The 15,981-nt window shown below is 69.6% G+C and carries 16 protein-coding genes; 10 read left to right on the plus strand and 6 right to left on the minus strand.

The genetic code is table 11. The features are described 5' to 3' along the window. Window positions 1-407: 407 nt before the first annotated feature. The 5 genes from ACFWIW_RS31245 to ACFWIW_RS31265 all read right to left on the minus strand — a co-directional run bounded on the left by ACFWIW_RS31245 (window position 408) and on the right by ACFWIW_RS31265 (window position 4,147). Window positions 408-1,277 carry a 1,4-dihydroxy-2-naphthoate polyprenyltransferase gene (locus tag ACFWIW_RS31245; protein WP_378371771.1) on the minus strand — a complete coding sequence of 290 codons (870 nt, stop codon included), beginning with the start codon at window positions 1,275-1,277 and terminating at the stop codon, window positions 408-410. Between the two features lie 85 nt (window positions 1,278-1,362). Beyond that, complete coding sequence (locus ACFWIW_RS31250) at window positions 1,363-1,521, minus strand: hypothetical protein (protein WP_167337758.1); 159 nt, start codon at window positions 1,519-1,521, stop codon at window positions 1,363-1,365. Window positions 1,522-1,583: 62 nt separating this feature from the next. Beyond that, window positions 1,584-2,708, minus strand: coding sequence for an o-succinylbenzoate--CoA ligase (gene menE / locus ACFWIW_RS31255; protein ID WP_378371772.1), 1,125 nt, complete (start codon window positions 2,706-2,708; stop codon window positions 1,584-1,586). Between the two features lie 32 nt (window positions 2,709-2,740). Beyond that, window positions 2,741-3,124: a hypothetical protein gene (locus ACFWIW_RS31260; protein ID WP_378371773.1), complete on the minus strand. Its 384-nt coding sequence runs from the start codon at window positions 3,122-3,124 to the stop codon at window positions 2,741-2,743. Window positions 3,125-3,223: 99 nt separating this feature from the next. Beyond that, a complete protein-coding gene (locus ACFWIW_RS31265) occupies window positions 3,224-4,147 on the minus strand; it encodes a 1,4-dihydroxy-2-naphthoyl-CoA synthase (RefSeq protein WP_007030899.1) in 924 nt (307 codons plus the stop codon). 57 nt (window positions 4,148-4,204) lie between these two features. Here ACFWIW_RS31265 and menD point away from each other — a divergent pair, with 57 nt between their 5' ends. From menD to ACFWIW_RS31280, 3 genes are all read left to right on the plus strand, one after another. After that, a complete protein-coding gene (menD, locus tag ACFWIW_RS31270; protein ID WP_378371774.1) occupies window positions 4,205-5,881 on the plus strand; it encodes a 2-succinyl-5-enolpyruvyl-6-hydroxy-3-cyclohexene-1-carboxylic-acid synthase in 1,677 nt (558 codons plus the stop codon). A gap of 108 nt (window positions 5,882-5,989) precedes the next feature. After that, window positions 5,990-7,507 carry a M1 family metallopeptidase gene (locus ACFWIW_RS31275; protein WP_378371775.1) on the plus strand — a complete coding sequence of 506 codons (1,518 nt, stop codon included), beginning with the start codon at window positions 5,990-5,992 and terminating at the stop codon, window positions 7,505-7,507. Between the two features lie 22 nt (window positions 7,508-7,529). Continuing rightward, window positions 7,530-7,982 carry a DUF3592 domain-containing protein gene (locus ACFWIW_RS31280; RefSeq protein WP_378371776.1) on the plus strand — a complete coding sequence of 151 codons (453 nt, stop codon included), beginning with the start codon at window positions 7,530-7,532 and terminating at the stop codon, window positions 7,980-7,982. Between the two features lie 213 nt (window positions 7,983-8,195). Here ACFWIW_RS31280 and ACFWIW_RS31285 read toward each other — a convergent pair whose 3' ends face one another. Further along, the gene (locus ACFWIW_RS31285; RefSeq protein ID WP_378371777.1) at window positions 8,196-9,026 is read right to left on the minus strand and encodes an inositol monophosphatase family protein; all 831 of its coding nucleotides are present in this window, start codon (window positions 9,024-9,026) and stop codon (window positions 8,196-8,198) included. 111 nt (window positions 9,027-9,137) lie between these two features. On the opposite strand from ACFWIW_RS31285, the gene ACFWIW_RS31290 reads away from it, so the two are divergent. The 7 genes from ACFWIW_RS31290 (at window position 9,138) to ACFWIW_RS31320 (ending at window position 15,976) form a co-directional block, all read left to right on the plus strand. Further along, the gene (locus ACFWIW_RS31290) at window positions 9,138-10,256 is read left to right on the plus strand and encodes a glycosyltransferase family 4 protein (RefSeq protein WP_378371778.1); all 1,119 of its coding nucleotides are present in this window, start codon (window positions 9,138-9,140) and stop codon (window positions 10,254-10,256) included. 3 nt (window positions 10,257-10,259) lie between these two features. Then, a complete protein-coding gene (locus ACFWIW_RS31295) occupies window positions 10,260-11,363 on the plus strand; it encodes a glycosyltransferase family 4 protein (protein WP_378371779.1) in 1,104 nt (367 codons plus the stop codon). 69 nt (window positions 11,364-11,432) lie between these two features. Next, entirely contained in the window at window positions 11,433-12,203 is a 771-nt protein-coding gene (locus ACFWIW_RS31300) for an AfsR/SARP family transcriptional regulator (RefSeq protein ID WP_240595957.1), read from the plus strand. Between the two features lie 68 nt (window positions 12,204-12,271). Continuing rightward, window positions 12,272-13,024 (plus strand): demethylmenaquinone methyltransferase, encoded by a 753-nt coding sequence (locus ACFWIW_RS31305; RefSeq protein WP_378371780.1) that lies wholly within the window; start codon window positions 12,272-12,274, stop codon window positions 13,022-13,024. A gap of 2 nt (window positions 13,025-13,026) precedes the next feature. Beyond that, the gene (locus ACFWIW_RS31310; RefSeq protein WP_126733244.1) at window positions 13,027-14,313 is read left to right on the plus strand and encodes a geranylgeranyl reductase family protein; all 1,287 of its coding nucleotides are present in this window, start codon (window positions 13,027-13,029) and stop codon (window positions 14,311-14,313) included. A 700-nt stretch (window positions 14,314-15,013) separates the two neighbouring features. Continuing rightward, a complete protein-coding gene (locus tag ACFWIW_RS31315) occupies window positions 15,014-15,421 on the plus strand; it encodes an NADH-quinone oxidoreductase subunit A (RefSeq protein ID WP_037335926.1) in 408 nt (135 codons plus the stop codon). Window positions 15,422-15,427: 6 nt separating this feature from the next. After that, window positions 15,428-15,976, plus strand: a complete 549-nt coding sequence (locus ACFWIW_RS31320) for an NADH-quinone oxidoreductase subunit B family protein (protein WP_005151847.1) — start codon at window positions 15,428-15,430, stop codon at window positions 15,974-15,976. Window positions 15,977-15,981: the final 5 nt, after the last annotated feature.

Raw genomic sequence — 15,981 nt, forward strand, 5'->3', positions numbered from 1 at the left:
GGGTGGCTGCTCGCTGCCTTCGGTGGGGGGCGCCCGGGGGCGTGCGAACATAATCATTTACATTCCTTGTGTCTCGTGTTTCTGGGGGACCCCGCCACGTCGGGTTGGGCGCTTTACCTCAGGGGGTGCCGGATCACCAAAGGGAGCAAGGGACCTTTGCTACCACTTGGGCCACATGTGGTGACCGTCCAGCTCTCGGGCCACAACAGGTGGTGCCCCAAAGGGAAAAACCCAAGGAATGAACGGCCCGTTCATCCACCTGGGGCCGACGTGGAGCGGAAGACGCGTGACCGGACCTTTCGGGCCCACTGTGTGGATTTCGGGTCATCCAACGACCCGAAATCCACACAGTCGCGCATCAAAGGTCCGGTGACGCCTCACAGCGCCAGGCTCAGAGATCGCCAGGCTCACAGCGCCAGCGCGACCGCGGTCAGCACCGCCCACCCCAGCATCGCGAACCCGGTGTCCCGCAGCGCCGGGATCAGCGCCCGCCCCTGCGCGCCGCCGCCGACGGCCTTGACCGACTTCAGCAGCAGCGGCGCGGTCACCAGGCCCAGCAGCGCCCACGGCGTCACGAAGGCGAGCAGCACGCTCACGACATACGGGACAGCGACCAGCACCAGGTACAGCCGCCGCGTGCCGCCATCACCGAGCCGGGTGGCGAGGGTGCGCTTGCCGGACTCGATGTCGGTCGGGATGTCGCGGAGGTTGTTGGCGGTCAGCACACCGGTCGAGAACGAGCCGACGGCGACCGCACAGCCGAGCGCGGCCCAGCTCAGCTGTCCGGCTTGGACGTACACGGTGCCCAGCACGCCGGCCAGCCCGAAGAAGACGAAGACCGCGATCTCGCCGAAACCGTAGTAGCCGTAAGGCTTCTTGCCGCCGGTGTAGAACCAGGCGCCGAGGATGCAGACCGCGCCCATCGCCAGCAGCCACCACAGCCCGCTGATCGCGACGAGCACGAGCCCGAGGACCCCGGCGAGCCCGAGGGCGACGAGAGCGGCCGTCAGGACGGCCTTCGGCTTCGCGACCCCGGAGCCGACCAGCCGCAGCGGGCCGACGCGGTTCTCGTCGGTGCCGCGGATGCCGTCGGAATAGTCGTTGGCGTAGTTGACGCCGACGATCAGCGAAAGCGAGACGAGCAACGCGAGAATCGAGCGGGGCCAGGAGAAGCCGTCGAGCGCGACCGCCGCGCCGACTCCGGCGACCACCGGCGCCACCGCGTTGGGCAGCGTCCGCGGGCGTGCCCCTTCGATCCATTCACCAGCAGTCGCCATGCCGCCATTCTGGCCCTGGCCACTACCGGCCGGTATGCGGGGCTCGTCACCTGCCCGGGGTATCGCGAGCAGGTGACGAGCCGCCCTACTTCAGGTCGTCGATCGCGTCTTCCAGGGTCCAGGTGAGGGTGCCGCTGTTCGGAACGGCGGTCTCCGGTTCGTCCGCCAGCGCGGGCCCGGCCAAAGCGACCAGTCCCATCGTGACGGCGGTGCAGGCCAATACGGTGCGTGTCCAGCGCGTCATATGTAGACGTAAACCCGCGGGTAATGATCGTGTCAACAATGTCCCAGTAATCGGTGGAGAATTCACGACCTTCGTAGGAGATTCCTGACGGCCGTCCTGTCGACCTTCCCCGGGCCCCGCAGCGGGAGTTCCTCGGCGAATTCGACCCGCTTCGGGGCGGCCGCCGCACCGGCCTCTTCACGGCACGCGGCACGCAGCGACTCGACGTCGCAACCAGCGCCGACGACGAGCGCGACGACCGCCTCGCCCCACTCGGGGTCGGGTACGCCGACCACGCATGCGTCCCGGATTCCGGGTTGTGCGGTCAAGATCCGCTCGACGGCCGCGGCGGCCACCTTCACCCCGCCGGTGTTGATCATGTCGTCGATCCGCCCGAGGATCTCCAACCGCCCGTCCGCCGTCCACCGGCCGCGGTCGGAAGTGCGGAACCGGCCGCCTTCGAAGGCCTCCGCGGTCAGGCCGGGTCGCAGCCGGTAGCCGTGCGCGAGGACGTCACCCGTGATACAGACCCGCTCGTCTTCGAGTTCGACGTGTACTCCGTCCAGCGGTACGCCGTCGTAGACGCAGCCGCTCGCGGTCTCGCTCATGCCGTACGCGGGCACGATCTTCACGCCCGCTCCGGCCGCGCGCTCGCGGAGCTCCGCGGTGGTCGCCGCGGCGCCGACGATGATCGCGTCGAAAGCGCGGGCCGCCGCGAGGCCCTGGCCGCCCGCGTCGAGCAATCGCCCGAGCTGAGTCGGCACGAGCGCGGTGTAGCGCGGGCCGTCCAGCGACAGCAGCGGCGCGGCGGCTTCGGCGAAGTCGGCCGGCCGGAAACCGGCGGCGTGCAGGACGGCCGGTGTCGTCCCCGCGAGCAGCGAACGGACCAGCACCTGCAGCCCGCCGACGTACTGCGCCGGCGTCGCGAGCAGCCAGTGTCCCGGCCCACCGAGCCTCTTGTGGGTGGCGTGAGCCGACGCGGTCAGCGCCGACGCCGACAGCAGCACGCCCTTGGGTTCGCCGGTCGACCCGGAGGTGGCGATGATCACCGCCGTCCCGGGCTCGGCCGGACGGGCCGGTTCCATCGCGTCCCGCAGAGCCTCGGACGAGTAGGGGAGGACGGGCGAACCGCCGTCGAGCGCCTCGGCCAGTGCCGCGGTCAGCTCGGCGATCGACTCCGGACTCCCGTCCACCCCTACCGCACGCATCCCGCCAGGCTAACGCCGAACGGACGCCCGGCTCAGCACGGAGTCAGGGCGCCGCCGTCGCTGAGGTAGTAGTCGGAGAACCAGCCTTGCTTCTGCGTGCCGGCGATCCGCCCCCAGGTCCAGGAGTTGGTGCCGTTGATGTTCTCGCCGCGCGTGTAGCAGTGGTAGTAGATCAGCGTGCCCTTGTCGACCCAGGCGTACGCGGAGCAGCTGGTGTGCGGGCCGGTGCGGTAGCGCATCCTCTCCTTCGCCCGCCCCTCACCGCTGTCCTTGTTCGTGTGACCGTGATTGCAGCTCAGGGTCTGGATCGGGTCGGCCTGGGCGGGCGCCGCACCGGCGACGCCGCCGACGCCGAGCAGCCCGGCCGCGACGATGCCGGGCAGCGTCAGCGCCGCTCTCCGCAGAGATTTCTTCATTGGTCGTTTCCCCTCGAATGAGTCGGGTTTCACTTCGAGGGGAAACCTAAGAGCCGCCGTATGCCCTGCTCCAGGCCTTTTCGCCTGGTCGAAAAGGGGTCAGTAGTAGTACGGGAACGCCGACCAGTCCGGGGAGCGCTTCTCCAGGAACGAGTCGCGGCCTTCGACGGCCTCGTCCTGCATGTACGCCAGCCGCGTGGTCTCGCCGGCGAAGAGCTGCTGGCCGACCAGGCCGTCGTCGGTGAGGTTGAACGCGTACTTGAGCATCCGCTGCGCCGTCGGCGACTTGCCGTTGATCGCCCACGCCCAGTCCAGCGCCTCGGCCTCGAGCTTCGCGTGCGGGACGGCGGAGTTGACCGCGCCCATCGCCTGCATCTGCTCGGCCGTGTACTCGCGGCCGAGGAAGAAGATCTCCCGCGCGAACTTCTGCCCGACCTGCTTGGCCAGATACGCCGAGCCGTAGCCGCCGTCGAAGGAGCCGACGTCGGCGTCGGTCTGCTTGAACCGCGCGTGCTCGGCCGAAGCCAGCGTGAGGTCGCACACCACGTGCAGCGAATGCCCGCCGCCGGCCGCCCAGCCCGGGACCACGGCGATGACCACCTTCGGCATGAACCTGATCAGCCGTTGGACCTCGAGAATGTGCAGCCGTCCGGCCCTGGCCGGATCGATCGTGTCGGAGGTCTCCCCGTCCGCGTACTGATACCCGGAGCGTCCGCGAATACGCTGGTCACCGCCGGAGCAGAACGCCCAGCCGCCGTCCTTCGGCGACGGGCCGTTGCCGGTGAGCAGGACGCACCCGACGTCCGAGCTCATCCGCGCGTGGTCGAGCGCGCGGTACAGCTCGTCGACGGTGTGCGGGCGGAAGGCGTTGCGGACCTCGGGACGGTCGAACGCGACACGTACGACACGTTTGCCTGAGCGGCTCTCAGAGGAGCGGTGATAGGTGATGTCGGTGAAGTCGAAACCTTCGACCTCGGTCCACAAGGCCGGGTCGAACAGCTCGGAAACCTGGGCGTCATCCACGTTTGGGAGAATAGGACGTGTGGCCGTGAGTCGTAGTGTGAAACCCGAGGTCTGCCGGTGAATCCTTCCACCGCGCAGGCCAGGGTCATCGTCGACGAACTCGTCCGCAACACCGTCTCGCACGTCGTCCTCTGCCCGGGCTCACGCAACGCCCCGCTGTCGATCGCGCTGTACGACGCGGCGGCAGCCGGACGCCTCCAGCTGCACGTCCGCATCGACGAACGCGGCGCCGCCTTCCTCGCCCTCGGTATCGCCGCGCGCACCGGCCGCCCCGTGGCCGTGCTGTGCACCTCGGGGACCGCGGCCGCGAACTTCCACCCCGCCGTGCTGGAGGCCGATCGCGCGGGGGTCCCGTTGATCGTGCTGACCGCCGACCGGCCGCCCGAGATGCGGGCCGCCGGTGCGAGCCAGGTCATCGACCAGCATCAGCTCTACGGCAACGCCGTCCGCTACTTCGACGAGCTGGCCGTCGCCGAGCGCCGTGCCGGGCAGAACTCGTACTGGCGCGGCCAGATCTGCCGCGCCTGGAACGCCGCGTACGGCGAATGGCGCTGCGGGCCCGTGCACCTGAACATCCCGTTCCGCGAGCCGCTCGTGCCGGACATCGACGATGACGGCGAGTGGTACGAGTCACTCGAAGGGCGTCCCGACGGCGCTCGCTGGACCGAGCTTCCCGACTTCGGCGCGCTTCCCTCGTTCGTGGTGCCCTCGGCCCGGTCCGGCCTGGTCATCGCGTGCGACACCGGCGTGCAGGCGGCCAGCGAATGGGCCGAACTGCACGGTTGGCCGGTCGTCTCCGAAACCGGCGGCATCGGGATGGCGGGTGCGACGGCGATCTCGTCCGGCGCGTGGCTGCTCGGTGTCGAGGAGTTCATCTCGCGGCACAAACCCGAACAGGTCCTGTGCATCGGCCGTCCGACGGTGTTCCGGCAGGTCCAGCGGGTGCTGTCCGATCCCGACGTCGAGGTGCTGCTGGTCCGGCCCGATTCGGACTGGCCCGCGCCCGCGCACAACGTCCGCCAGGTCGGGCAGTGGTTCGACGAACCGTCCAAACCGGCCGACCCGGAATGGCTGGCGAGCTGGCAGCGCGCGGACAAGGCGGCGTCGGCGGCGGTGACCGAAGCGCTGGCCGCGGAACCGTGGCCGAGCGGGCTCCGCCTGGCGACCGAGCTGGTCGACGCGGTCCCGGAAGGGTCGCTGCTGGTCGTCGGCTCGTCCAACCCGACGCGGGACGTCGCGCTCGCCGGGCGGCTGCGGCCCGACGTCCTCGTGCACCGCAACCGCGGCGTCGCCGGGATCGACGGCATGGTCTCGACCGCCATCGGCGCCGCGACCGTCCACAGGGGACATTCGTACGCCCTGCTCGGCGACCTGACGTTCCTGCACGACGCGAGCGGCCTGCTGACCGGGCCCGCCGAACAGCGCCCCGACCTGACGATCGTGGTGCTCAACGACGACGGCGGCGGCATCTTCTCGCTGCTGGAGCAGGGGGCGCCGGAGCACGATGCCAGCTTCGAGCGCGTCTTCGGGACGCCGCACGGAGCCGACCTAGGCGCGCTGTGCGCCGGTTACCGCGTGCCGCACGTCGTCGCCGAGACGCTCACCGAGTTCCGCGAGGCGCTCAAGCCCGCGCCGGGGCTGCGGGTGGTGGAGGTCCGGGTGGACCGAACGCGCCACCGCGAGCTGCACGCGCGCCTCCGTACGGCGGTGTCCTCCGCGGTACGGGCTGTCTAGCCGTTTTTGATCTCAGTCCAGGGGTTAGGAACCCCTCCTTTGGACGTGTCTGGAGCATGATCGGCTGGCTACGTTCGAGCGCGCTGACAAATCCTGGGAGGATTCGCAATGCGCTTGAAGACTCGCGCCGGCTTCGCCGGATTGACCGCGGGCGTCGTCTCGGTGCTGCTCGCCGGCAGCGCGGCCGCCGCACCCGCGCCCGGCTCGATCGGCATCGGCGACCCGTACTACCCGCACGCCGGTAACGGCGGCTACGACGTCGGTCACTACGACCTCCGGCTGACCTATCAGCCCGCGACCGACCTGCTGTCCGGTGCCACGACGATCCTGCTCACCGCGACGCAGGACCTCTCGGCGTTCAACCTGGACTTCGGTCTGAAGGTGTCGAGCGTCCGGGTGAACAACCGGCCCGCGAAGTTCGCGACGTCGACCGACGGCACCGGTGAGCTGACCGTCACGCCGTCGGCGCCGCTGAAGAAGGGCCAGACGGCGACCGTCGTCGTCGCCTACGCGGACACGCCGTCGAAGGTGAAGATCGACGGCTTCACCGCCTGGAAGAAGACCCCGGACGGCGCGCTCGCCGTCGACGAGCCGCAGAGCGCGGCCTGGTGGTTCCCGTCCAACGACCACCCGACCGACCTGGCCACCTACGACGTCTCGGTCGAGGTCCCGAACGACGTCGCGGCGCTGTCGAACGGCACGCTCGTGCGCAAGACGGTGCAGCGGCCCGGCTGGACGCGCTGGAACTGGCGCAGCACCAAACCGCAGGCGACGTACCTCACGTCGCTGGAGGTCGGCAAGTTCGAGGTGAACCAGCAGACCACGCCGGACGGCCAGCCGTTCATCACCGCGTACGGCGCCGACCTCGGCGAATCGCTCGGCGCGGCCAAGGCCAGCATCGAACGGACGCCGGAGATCACCGAATTCCTCGCCTCGAAGTTCGGGCCCTACCCGTTCGAGGCGCAGGGCGGCGTCGTCACCACCGGCATCACCTTCGCGCTGGAGAACCAGACGCGGCCGGTGTACGGCGCCCGGGCGTTCCGGTCCGGTTCCAACACCTCGATCGTCGCGCACGAGCAGGCGCACCAGTGGTTCGGTGACAGCGTCACGCTCGGCAAGTGGAGCGAGATCTGGCTGAACGAGGGCTTCGCGTCCTACGCCGAGTTCCTGTGGTCGGAGGAGACCGGCGAGGGCACCGCCGACGAACTCGCGCAGTACATCTACGACTCGGTGCCGGCCGAGGACCCGTTCTGGCAGGTCCTGCCCGCCGACCCGGGCGCGGAAAACCAGTTCGACGCGGCCGTGTACGACCGTGGCGCGCTCGCGGTGCACGCGTTGCGCAAGGCCGTGGGCGACGACACGTTCTTCCGGATCCTGCAGACCTGGCAGCAGGTGAAGAAGGCCAAGTCGGCCGTGATCCCGGAGTTCATCGCGCTGGCGGAGAAGATCTCGGGCAAGCCGCTGTACGACCTGTTCCAGACGTGGCTGTACACCAAGGGCAAGCCCGCCGTGGGCCCGAACGGCGCGCAGGCGGCGTTGCGGGCCGCTGTGGCCCCGGTCGCACCGAAGTCGTACCCGCAGATCAAGGCGACGCACGAATTCCTCGCCGAGCGACACGCCCACTGACGGGTAGCGATACGCTCGCGGCGTGACGGCCAAAACGGAGCGGGTGAGGCGCATCGGGTGGTATGCCGCCCTCGTTGTCGCCTCACTCGTCACCGTGCTCGGTGTCTCGCTACTGTTCGCCGCCGTCCGCAACGACAGCGCGATCGAAGCGCAGCTCGGGCAGGCGACGGCGCAAGTCGAGTCGGTGGCCTTCGACCGCACGATCATCAACTACGCCACCCCCGACGGCATCATCCACAGCCCGGCCAACGGCGTGCTCTACCCGTCCGGGCTGGCCGCCGGGCAGCTGGTGAACATCGAGTACGACGTCGGCGACCCGGAACTCGCGCGGGTGGCCGGGCGCTCGGCGGCGAACACGCTGCTGCCGCTGGGCAGCATGATCTTCTTCACCTGGCTGATCGCCGGGCCGCTGCTGTGGTGGATCCGGCGGCAGCGGCTGGCGTACCGGCGCTCGCTCGCCGAGTCCGCCGCCTGATCACGCGAGTTCCGTCCTCAATCACGCGAGTCCCGCCCTCCATCACGCGAGTCCCGTCCCGAATCACGCGTGTTCGCTGTCCAAGCACGTGTGTCGTCCGTCTGATCACGCGAGTCGTCCGATGGGGCTCGGCGTGCTTGAACGGACGACACGAGTGATTGAACGGACGACACGCGTGCTTGGAGGCGTAACTCGCGTGATTGGAGGCGTAACTCAGCCGACCGACGCCCGCCACCAGCCCAGGACCTCGTCCGCGACGCCGGGGGCAGCGACCAGCAGGGCGTCGACGGGCAAGGCGGTGTCTTCGCCATGGCGGTCCAGCACCACGGCCCCGGCCTCGATGGCCAGCGCGACCGAGCCGGCGACGTCCCATTCGCGGTAGCTGTGCAGCACCGCCGCGGCCGCGTGCCCCAGCGCGACCTGCGCGATCGCCAGCGCCGCCGAGCCGAGCACCCGGACCCCGGCGTGCGCGGCGGCGGCCCGTTCGATGAACTGGCCCATCCCCGGCCAGACGCCCTTGCGCGTGAGCTCCGTGCAGACGATCGCCCCGGCGGTCCCGCACCGGTCGGTCAGCGTGATCGGCTTGCCGTTCGCCCTGGCCCCGCGGCCGCGCGCGGCGGCGTAGATCTGCGCGCGGTACGGATCCGCGACCACGCCCACCACCGGGCCCGAAGCGTCGATCAGGGCGAGGCTGTACGCGCACCACGGCACCCCGGCGACGTAGTTCGCGGTGCCGTCGACCGGGTCGACCACCCAGCGGTATTCGGCGACGTCGGCACCGTGGTCGGCGCCGAATTCGCCGCCGACGACCGGGATACCGGGGAATTCCGCGGTCAGCACGCGGCGGGTGTGCCGTTCGAGGATCCGGTCCGTGTCGGTGACCCAGTCGAAGGGCGAGTCCTTCGGATCGGGCTGGGCGCCCCGGCCGGCGGTCGCGGTGATCACGTCGGTCGCGTCGTTGGCCAGCCGCCCGGCCACTTCGAGGGCCCTCGACACCAGCCCTGGCTCGACGGGCTGAGGCGGCCTAGACGACAGAAGGGTCATGCCTGCCTAGTGTGGCCGAGCCTGGTTTACGGAACACGACCTTGAGATGACATGTCGTCTGTTCCGTTTTTGTTGGCGTGGCCGTCACAACCGGATGCGACAGTGATCCGCGTGCGAGTCGCGATAGTCACCGAAAGTTTCCTGCCCCAGGTGAACGGCGTGACCAACTCCGTGCTCCGCGTCGTGGAACACCTCCGCGACCGCGCGCACGAGGTGCTGATCATCGCCCCGGGTCCGGGTCCCGTGGAGTACCTCGGCGCCCCGGTCGTGCGCATCCCCGCCCTCGACTTCCCCGGCGTGAACTCCCTCCCGGTCGGCGTGCCGACCAGGACGGTGCTCACCGCCCTGACCGATTTCGGCCCGGACGTGGTGCATCTGGCGTCGCCGTTCGTGGTCGGCGCCCGCGGGCTCGCCGCGGCAAGGCGGCTGCGGGTGCCGTGTGTCGCGGTGTACCAGACCGACATCGCCGGATTCGCCGCCGCGTACGGCTTCGGCATCGCCGCCCGCGCCGCCTGGCGCTGGGTGCGCCGCCTGCACTCGCGGGCGGACCGCACGCTCGCGCCGTCGACGGATTCGGTGGAACAGCTGAAACTGCACGGGATCCCGCGCGTGCACCGCTGGGCGCGCGGCGTCGACATCGAGCGGTTCTCGCCGGCGCACGCCGACCCCGCCTTGCGTGCCGAACTGGCGCCGAACGGCGAACTGCTGGTCGGTTTCGTCGGCAGGCTCGCGCCCGAGAAGGAGGTCGACCGGCTGACCGCGCTCGCCGGGGTCGACGGGATCCGCGTGGTCGTCGTCGGTGACGGGCCGGAGTTGCCGATGCTGCGCGAACGCATCCCGGGCGCGGCGTTCCTCGGCGCCCGCTACGGCGAGGAGCTTTCCGCCGCGTATGCGAGCCTCGACGTCTTCGTCCACACAGGACCGCACGAGACGTTCTGCCAGGCCATCCAGGAGGCGATGGCATCCGGGCTTCCCGTACTCGCCCCGGACGCGGGCGGACCGAAGGATCTGGTTCTGCCCGGCCGCACCGGCTATCTTCTGCCCGCCGACCGCGCCGGATTCGCGACGGCGCTGGTGGACAAGGTGAACGACCTGCGTGACGAAGCACTTCGGGCCAGGCTGGGGGAGAAGGCGCGCAAGGTCGTGCTCGGCCGGACCTGGCCCGCGGTCTGCCACGAACTGGTCGGCCACTACGAGGCCGTCCAAGGCAAAGTCGCGCGCGCGGCCTGACCTATGCATATCGTCCAGCTGGCCAACTTCTACGGACCACGCTCGGGCGGGCTGCGGACGGCGCTGCATCATCTCGGCGCCGGTTACGTGGCCAGCGGCCATCAGGTGACCCTCGTGGTGCCCGGGCAGCGCTACGCGGACGAGACGCTTCCCTCGGGCGTACGCCGGTTTTCCCTTCCGGCGCCACAGATCCCCGGTACCGGCGGCTATCGCGCGGTCGATCCGCATCGCGTGCGCGCGGTGCTGAGACGCCTGGAGCCGGACAGGCTCGAAGTGTCCGACAGGCTCACCCTGCGCGGCATGGGTGTCTGGGCGCGGCGCAACGGCGTACCCAGCATGGTGATCTCGCACGAGCGCCTGGACAGGCTGCTGGAGCAGTTCCTGATGCCCGAACCCGTCGCGCGGCGCGTCGCGGACGTCGCGAACCGGCGGATGGCGCGGCACTACGACACGGTCGTCTGCACGACGGCGTTCGCCCGTGCGGAATTCGACCGGATCGCCGCGCCGAACGTGCGGCGTGTACCGCTCGGCGTCGACCTCACGACCTTCGCCCCGGCCCGCCGTGACGACGGCTGGCGGCACACGCTGACCGGGAACGCCGACGCGCTGCTCGTCCACTGTGGACGCTTGTCGCCGGAGAAACACGTCGAGCGCAGTGTGGACACCGTCGCCGAGCTCACCGAGGCGGGGCACCGCGTACGGCTCGTGATCGCCGGAGACGGACCCCGGCGGCGTGCGCTGGAACGGCGGGCGCGCGGGCTTCCGGTGACCTTCCTCGGCTTCCTCTCCGGACGCGGCGACGTCGCCCGGCTGCTCGCCAGCGCCGACGTCTCCCTCGCGCCCGGTCCACACGAGACGTTCGGGCTGGCCGCGCTGGAGGCGCTCGCTTCGGGCACGCCGGTGGTGGTCTCGGCGTCGTCGGCACTGCGGGAGATCGTGCGGCCCGGCTGCGGTGAGGCAGTCGACGATCGTGCCCCGGCGTTCGCGGGCGCGGTCACCGGTCTCCTGGAAAGTCCAGAGGACGCCAGACGGGCGGCGGCGCGGGCGCGCGCGGAGGAATTCGCCTGGCCGCGGTCCGTGCGGGGAATGCTCTCCGCGCACACTTGATCACTTTGTATCTTCTTTGTACAACCGGCATTCATCGTCCCCTCACGCCATCGAGCGAGAGGACGGCACGTGAGGTTCGAAGTACTGGGTACGTTCAGCATCTCTTCCGGTTCGGGGTCGGTCCCGCTGCACGGCCGGATGCGGAGAACGCTCCTCGGCGTGCTGCTGGTCCGGGCGAACACCTTCGTCCCGGTGAACGTGCTCACCGAGGCGCTGTGGGACAGCAAGTGGGAGCCGCGGGCGGTGCCGAAGCTGCACTGGCACGTCCACAAGCTGCGGCAGGCCCTGCCCGAGGGCGACCGGCTCGTCTTCGACAACGGCGGCTACCGGCTGGAGGTCCACCCCGGCGAACTCGACGTCGAGACCTTCGAGACGCTGGCGGGCCAGGCGCTGAAGACCGCGGACCCCGCGCAGCGTGCTTCGCTGATCCGGCAGGCCCTCACGCACTGGCACGGCGCGCCCTACGAGGGCCTCGACGTCCCGCTGCTTTCGGACGAGACGATGCGTCTCTCAGAGCACCGGCTGGTCCTGCTCGAAGAGCTCTACCAGGCGGAACTCGATCTCGGCAGGCACGCGAGCGCGGCCGTCGAGCTGGCCGATCTGGTGCGGCGGCACCCCTTGCGGCAGCGTGCCCAGTACCTCCTGATGGACGCTCTGTGGCGAGCCGGACGCACCTCCGACGCGCTGGCGGCGTACCGGCGAGCGCGCCGGGTCTCGGTCGATCAGCTCGGCCTCGAACCGGGGCCGGAACTGCGGTTGCTGGAGCGGAGGATCCTCGCCGGCGAGGTCGCGGGGGCCGGTGCGCACCGTGCCCCGGCGTTGCTTCACCGGGCCAGGTGAACCTACGGGCTGTCGCTTTGCTCCCGCTTGGCCGCGATCCCTCAGGGTGAGCGAAGTAGTGTGCGGGTATGTCCCGAGCGAGTCTTGACAAGGATCCGCACGAAGTCGCCGCCATGTTCGACGACGTCGCGGACGGCTACGACCGCGCGAATTCGTTCATGACCTTCGGCTTCGACCGCCGCTGGCGCACCATCACCGGCCGGGTGCTGGACGCCAAACGCGGCGAGAAGGTGCTGGACCTCGCGGCGGGCACCGGCGTGTCCACGGTCGAGTACGCGCGCAACGGCGCGTGGTGCCTCGCGGCGGACTTCTCGGTCGGCATGCTCAAGGCGGGCAAGCATCGCGGCGTCCCGATGGTGGCCGCCGACGCGATGAAGCTGCCGTTCGCCGACGACAGCTTCGACGCGGTGACCATCTCGCTCGCGCTGCGGAACTTCGTCGACACCAAGGCCGCGCTCACCGAGATCGCGCGGGTGGTCAAACCGGGCGGCCGTCTGGTGATCTGTGAGGTGTCGACGCCCACATTCCCGCCGATCCGGTTCCTGCACCGGAAGTTCATCGCGAAGCTGCTCACCTGGGTCGGCGCCAGGACCTCGTCGAACCCCGAGGCCTACTCCTACCTGGCCGAATCCATGCTGGCGTGGCCGGATCAGCGGACGCTGGGCGAGATCATCGCGAGCGCCGGGTGGACCGAGGTGGAGTGGCTGAACCTCACGTTCGGCGTCGTCGCCATCCACCGCGCCAAAAAGCCGACTGTAAATCCGCCTTCCTCCCCACCGCCACCCTCAACGGACGGGCTCCGCCCGACTGTAAATTCATAGGCATGACACGTCGCAACGCAGACCACGACGCCGAGGTCATCGTCGTCGGTGCCGGACCGGCCGGCTCCACCGCCGCCACGTACCTCGCCCGCGCGGGCGTCGACGTGCTGCTGCTGGAGAAGACCGAGTTCCCGCGCGAGAAGGTGTGCGGCGACGGTCTGACCCCGCGCGGCGTCAAGCAGCTCATCGACCTGGGGATCGACACCAGCGAGGACGCGGGCTGGGTGCACAGCCGCGGCCTGCGGATCCTCACCGGCGAGCTCACGCTGGAACTGGACTGGCCGGACCTGACGAGCTACCCGCCGTACGGTGTTTCGCGGACCCGCCAGGACTTCGACGACCTGCTCGCGAAGACCGCGGTCAAGGCGGGCGCGCGGCTCTACGAGCGCACCACAGTCACCGGCGCCATCACCAGCCCGACCGGCCGCGTGATCGGTGTCGAGGCGAAGGTCGGCCCGGAGAAGACGCCGGTGAGCTACCGCGCTCCGCTGGTGCTGGCCTGCGACGGCGTCTCCGCGCGGCTCGCGCTGAGCGTCGGCATCCAGAAGAACGAGAAGCGCCCGATGGGTGTCGCGGTGCGGCAGTACTACAAGAGCCCGCGCCACGACGACCCGTTCATCGAGGGGCACCTTGAGCTGTGGGACCGCTCGGACCCGCGCGACCCGAAGCTGCTGCCCGGCTACGGCTGGGCGTTCCCGCTCGGCGACGGCACGGTGAACGTCGGCCTCGGCATGCTGTCGACGTCGGCCGCGTTCCGCAGCACCGACTACCGCGCGCTGCTGCGCCAGTGGCTCGACGGGACACCCGAGGAATGGGGCTACCGCGAGGAGAACGCCATCGGCAAGGTCGGCGGCGCCGGTCTCCCGATGGGCTTCAACCGCACCCCGCACTACCGCGACGGCCTGCTGCTGCTCGGCGACGCGGGCGGCATGGTCAGCCCGTTCAACGGCGAGGGCATCTCGGCCGCGATGGAATCCGCGCAGCTGGCGTCGGAGTTCGTCGTGCAGGCGCTGGCGCGCCGCGAAGGCCCTTCGCGCGAGCGGGCGCTGGAGGGCTATCCGCGCGCCGTCGCGGAGCTGATGGGCGGCTACTACCGTCTCGGCAACGTGTTCGCGAAGCTGATCGGGAAGCCGAAGATCATGCACGCCGCGACGAAGTACGGGCTGCGGATCAACTCGATCCTTCCGTTGGTCTACAAGGGACTTTCGGGTTGCTACGACGCCAAGGGCGGGGATGGCGTGGACCGCCTCATCGCCGCTCTGGCGCGCGCCACTCCCTCTCCGCGCTGACGTCACGCATTTCGTCCTCTGAATGCGGTAGTTCGCCCTTCGAACCACCGCATTCAGAGGACGAAATGCGCTGGGCCACGGCCCGCCACCACACGTCTGGACCGCTCATGGGCAACCCGGCCCTGCTCCGCCCGAGGAGTGCGGCGGCGGTGGCGCGTCGGTCCAGGGGTCGTGAGTGGCAAGTGTCGTTAGAACGACCCGAAACACTCACGACCAACCCGGCCGACGTCCCACCCCGCGCTTCGGAAGAGGCCGCAGGCAGTCGACTAATTGCGCTGGCTCCACACGTCTGGACCAGTCACGGGTACTCCGCGCAGTGGTATCGGTCACAGGACAAATGCGGTCAAACAGCCCCCTGAAGCCGATCTTGAGAACGACGCCGCAGGTCACCGGTACCGCACGCGAGAAGAAACCGTACTGGCCGTGCGGCCAAGTTAGGGCAGCCTTATAGCACGGGGCCTAGGGACAAGAATGTGAGTCACGTCCTACACTCGCCCCATGCTTTGTGAATCGCTTCACATCCTCGACGGGAGGCTTGTGAACTATTTCACAAGCAAGGGGGCCGTCATGCACGGCCCGTAAGGGTTGCCTAACCCTCGGCGGTGTGACCCAGGTGACTTAGGGTGCCGACCGAGGGAAGCGGTGAACCCCGACTCGAAAACCGCAGCGGCGCGGAAAGGATGGCGAAAACCCCGTGCTGATGTTGCCCGTGCTGGCCCAGGCGGACACCTCGAAGGTGCCCAACCTGGACATGTACCTCCCCCTGGTCCTCTTGTTCGTCCTCGCTCTCGCGTTCGCGGTGCTTTCGGTGCTGCTCGGCCCGCTCGTCGGCCCGAGCCGGGCCAACAAGGCGAAGCTCGCGGCCTACGAATGCGGTATCGAACCGTCGCCGCAGCCGGTCGTCGGCGGCGGCCGGATGCCGGTCGCGTACTACATCACCGCGATGCTGTTCATCCTGTTCGACATCGAGATGGTCTTCCTCTACCCGTTCGCGGTCTCCGCGGACGCGCTGGGCATGTTCGGCCTGGTGGAGATCGTGCTGTTCATCGCGACGGTCGGTTTCGCGTACGCCTACGTATGGCGTCGCGGCGGCCTGGATTGGAACTAGAGAAGCATGGGCCTCGAAGAAAAACTCCCCAACGGCATCCTCCTGGCCAGCCTCGAAGGCCTGGTGAACTGGGCCCGCAAGAACTCGATGTGGCCCGCCACCTTCGGTCTCGCCTGCTGCGCGATCGAGATGATGACCGTCGGCGGTTCCCGCTACGACATCGCCCGCTTCGGCATGGAGCGCTTCAGCGCGACGCCGCGCCAGGCCGATCTGATGATCGTCGCCGGCCGCGTCACGCAGAAGATGGCGCCGGTGCTCCGCCAGATCTACGACCAGATGGCCGAGCCCAAGTGGGTGCTGGCGATGGGCGTCTGCGCCTCGTCCGGCGGCATGTTCAACAACTACGCCGTGGTGCAGGGCGTCGACCACATCGTCCCGGTCGACATGTACCTCCCCGGCTGCCCGCCGCGCCCCGAAATGCTGCTCGACGCGATCCTGAAGCTGCACGCCAAGATCCAGGACGAGCCGATCAACGCCCGCCGGGCCGCGATCCGCGCCGCCAGCGGTGAGCGCACCGAGCTGATCGCCTCCTCGATCAAGTACGCGAAGAAGTGAGCGAC

This window comes from Amycolatopsis sp. NPDC058340 (assembly GCF_042723975.1).
Taxonomy (GTDB): domain Bacteria; phylum Actinomycetota; class Actinomycetes; order Mycobacteriales; family Pseudonocardiaceae; genus Amycolatopsis.

What these genes read in the sequence shown, in the direction of transcription:
- ACFWIW_RS31250 (WP_167337758.1), bottom strand. Translation starts at nt 1,521, where the DNA reads ATGACGCGCTGGACACGCACCGTATTGGCCTGCACCGCCGTCACGATG.
- ACFWIW_RS31310 (WP_126733244.1), top strand. Translation starts at nt 13,027, where the DNA reads ATGACACGTCGCAACGCAGACCACGACGCCGAGGTCATCGTCGTCGGT.
- ACFWIW_RS31245 (WP_378371771.1), bottom strand. Translation starts at nt 1,277, where the DNA reads ATGGCGACTGCTGGTGAATGGATCGAAGGGGCACGCCCGCGGACGCTG.
- ACFWIW_RS31260 (WP_378371773.1), bottom strand. Translation starts at nt 3,124, where the DNA reads ATGAAGAAATCTCTGCGGAGAGCGGCGCTGACGCTGCCCGGCATCGTC.
- menE (WP_378371772.1), bottom strand. Translation starts at nt 2,708, where the DNA reads ATGCGTGCGGTAGGGGTGGACGGGAGTCCGGAGTCGATCGCCGAGCTG.
- ACFWIW_RS31305 (WP_378371780.1), top strand. Translation starts at nt 12,272, where the DNA reads ATGTCCCGAGCGAGTCTTGACAAGGATCCGCACGAAGTCGCCGCCATG.
- ACFWIW_RS31285 (WP_378371777.1), bottom strand. Translation starts at nt 9,026, where the DNA reads ATGACCCTTCTGTCGTCTAGGCCGCCTCAGCCCGTCGAGCCAGGGCTG.
- ACFWIW_RS31275 (WP_378371775.1), top strand. Translation starts at nt 5,990, where the DNA reads ATGCGCTTGAAGACTCGCGCCGGCTTCGCCGGATTGACCGCGGGCGTC.
- ACFWIW_RS31315 (WP_037335926.1), top strand. Translation starts at nt 15,014, where the DNA reads ATGTTGCCCGTGCTGGCCCAGGCGGACACCTCGAAGGTGCCCAACCTG.
- ACFWIW_RS31295 (WP_378371779.1), top strand. Translation starts at nt 10,260, where the DNA reads ATGCATATCGTCCAGCTGGCCAACTTCTACGGACCACGCTCGGGCGGG.
- ACFWIW_RS31320 (WP_005151847.1), top strand. Translation starts at nt 15,428, where the DNA reads ATGGGCCTCGAAGAAAAACTCCCCAACGGCATCCTCCTGGCCAGCCTC.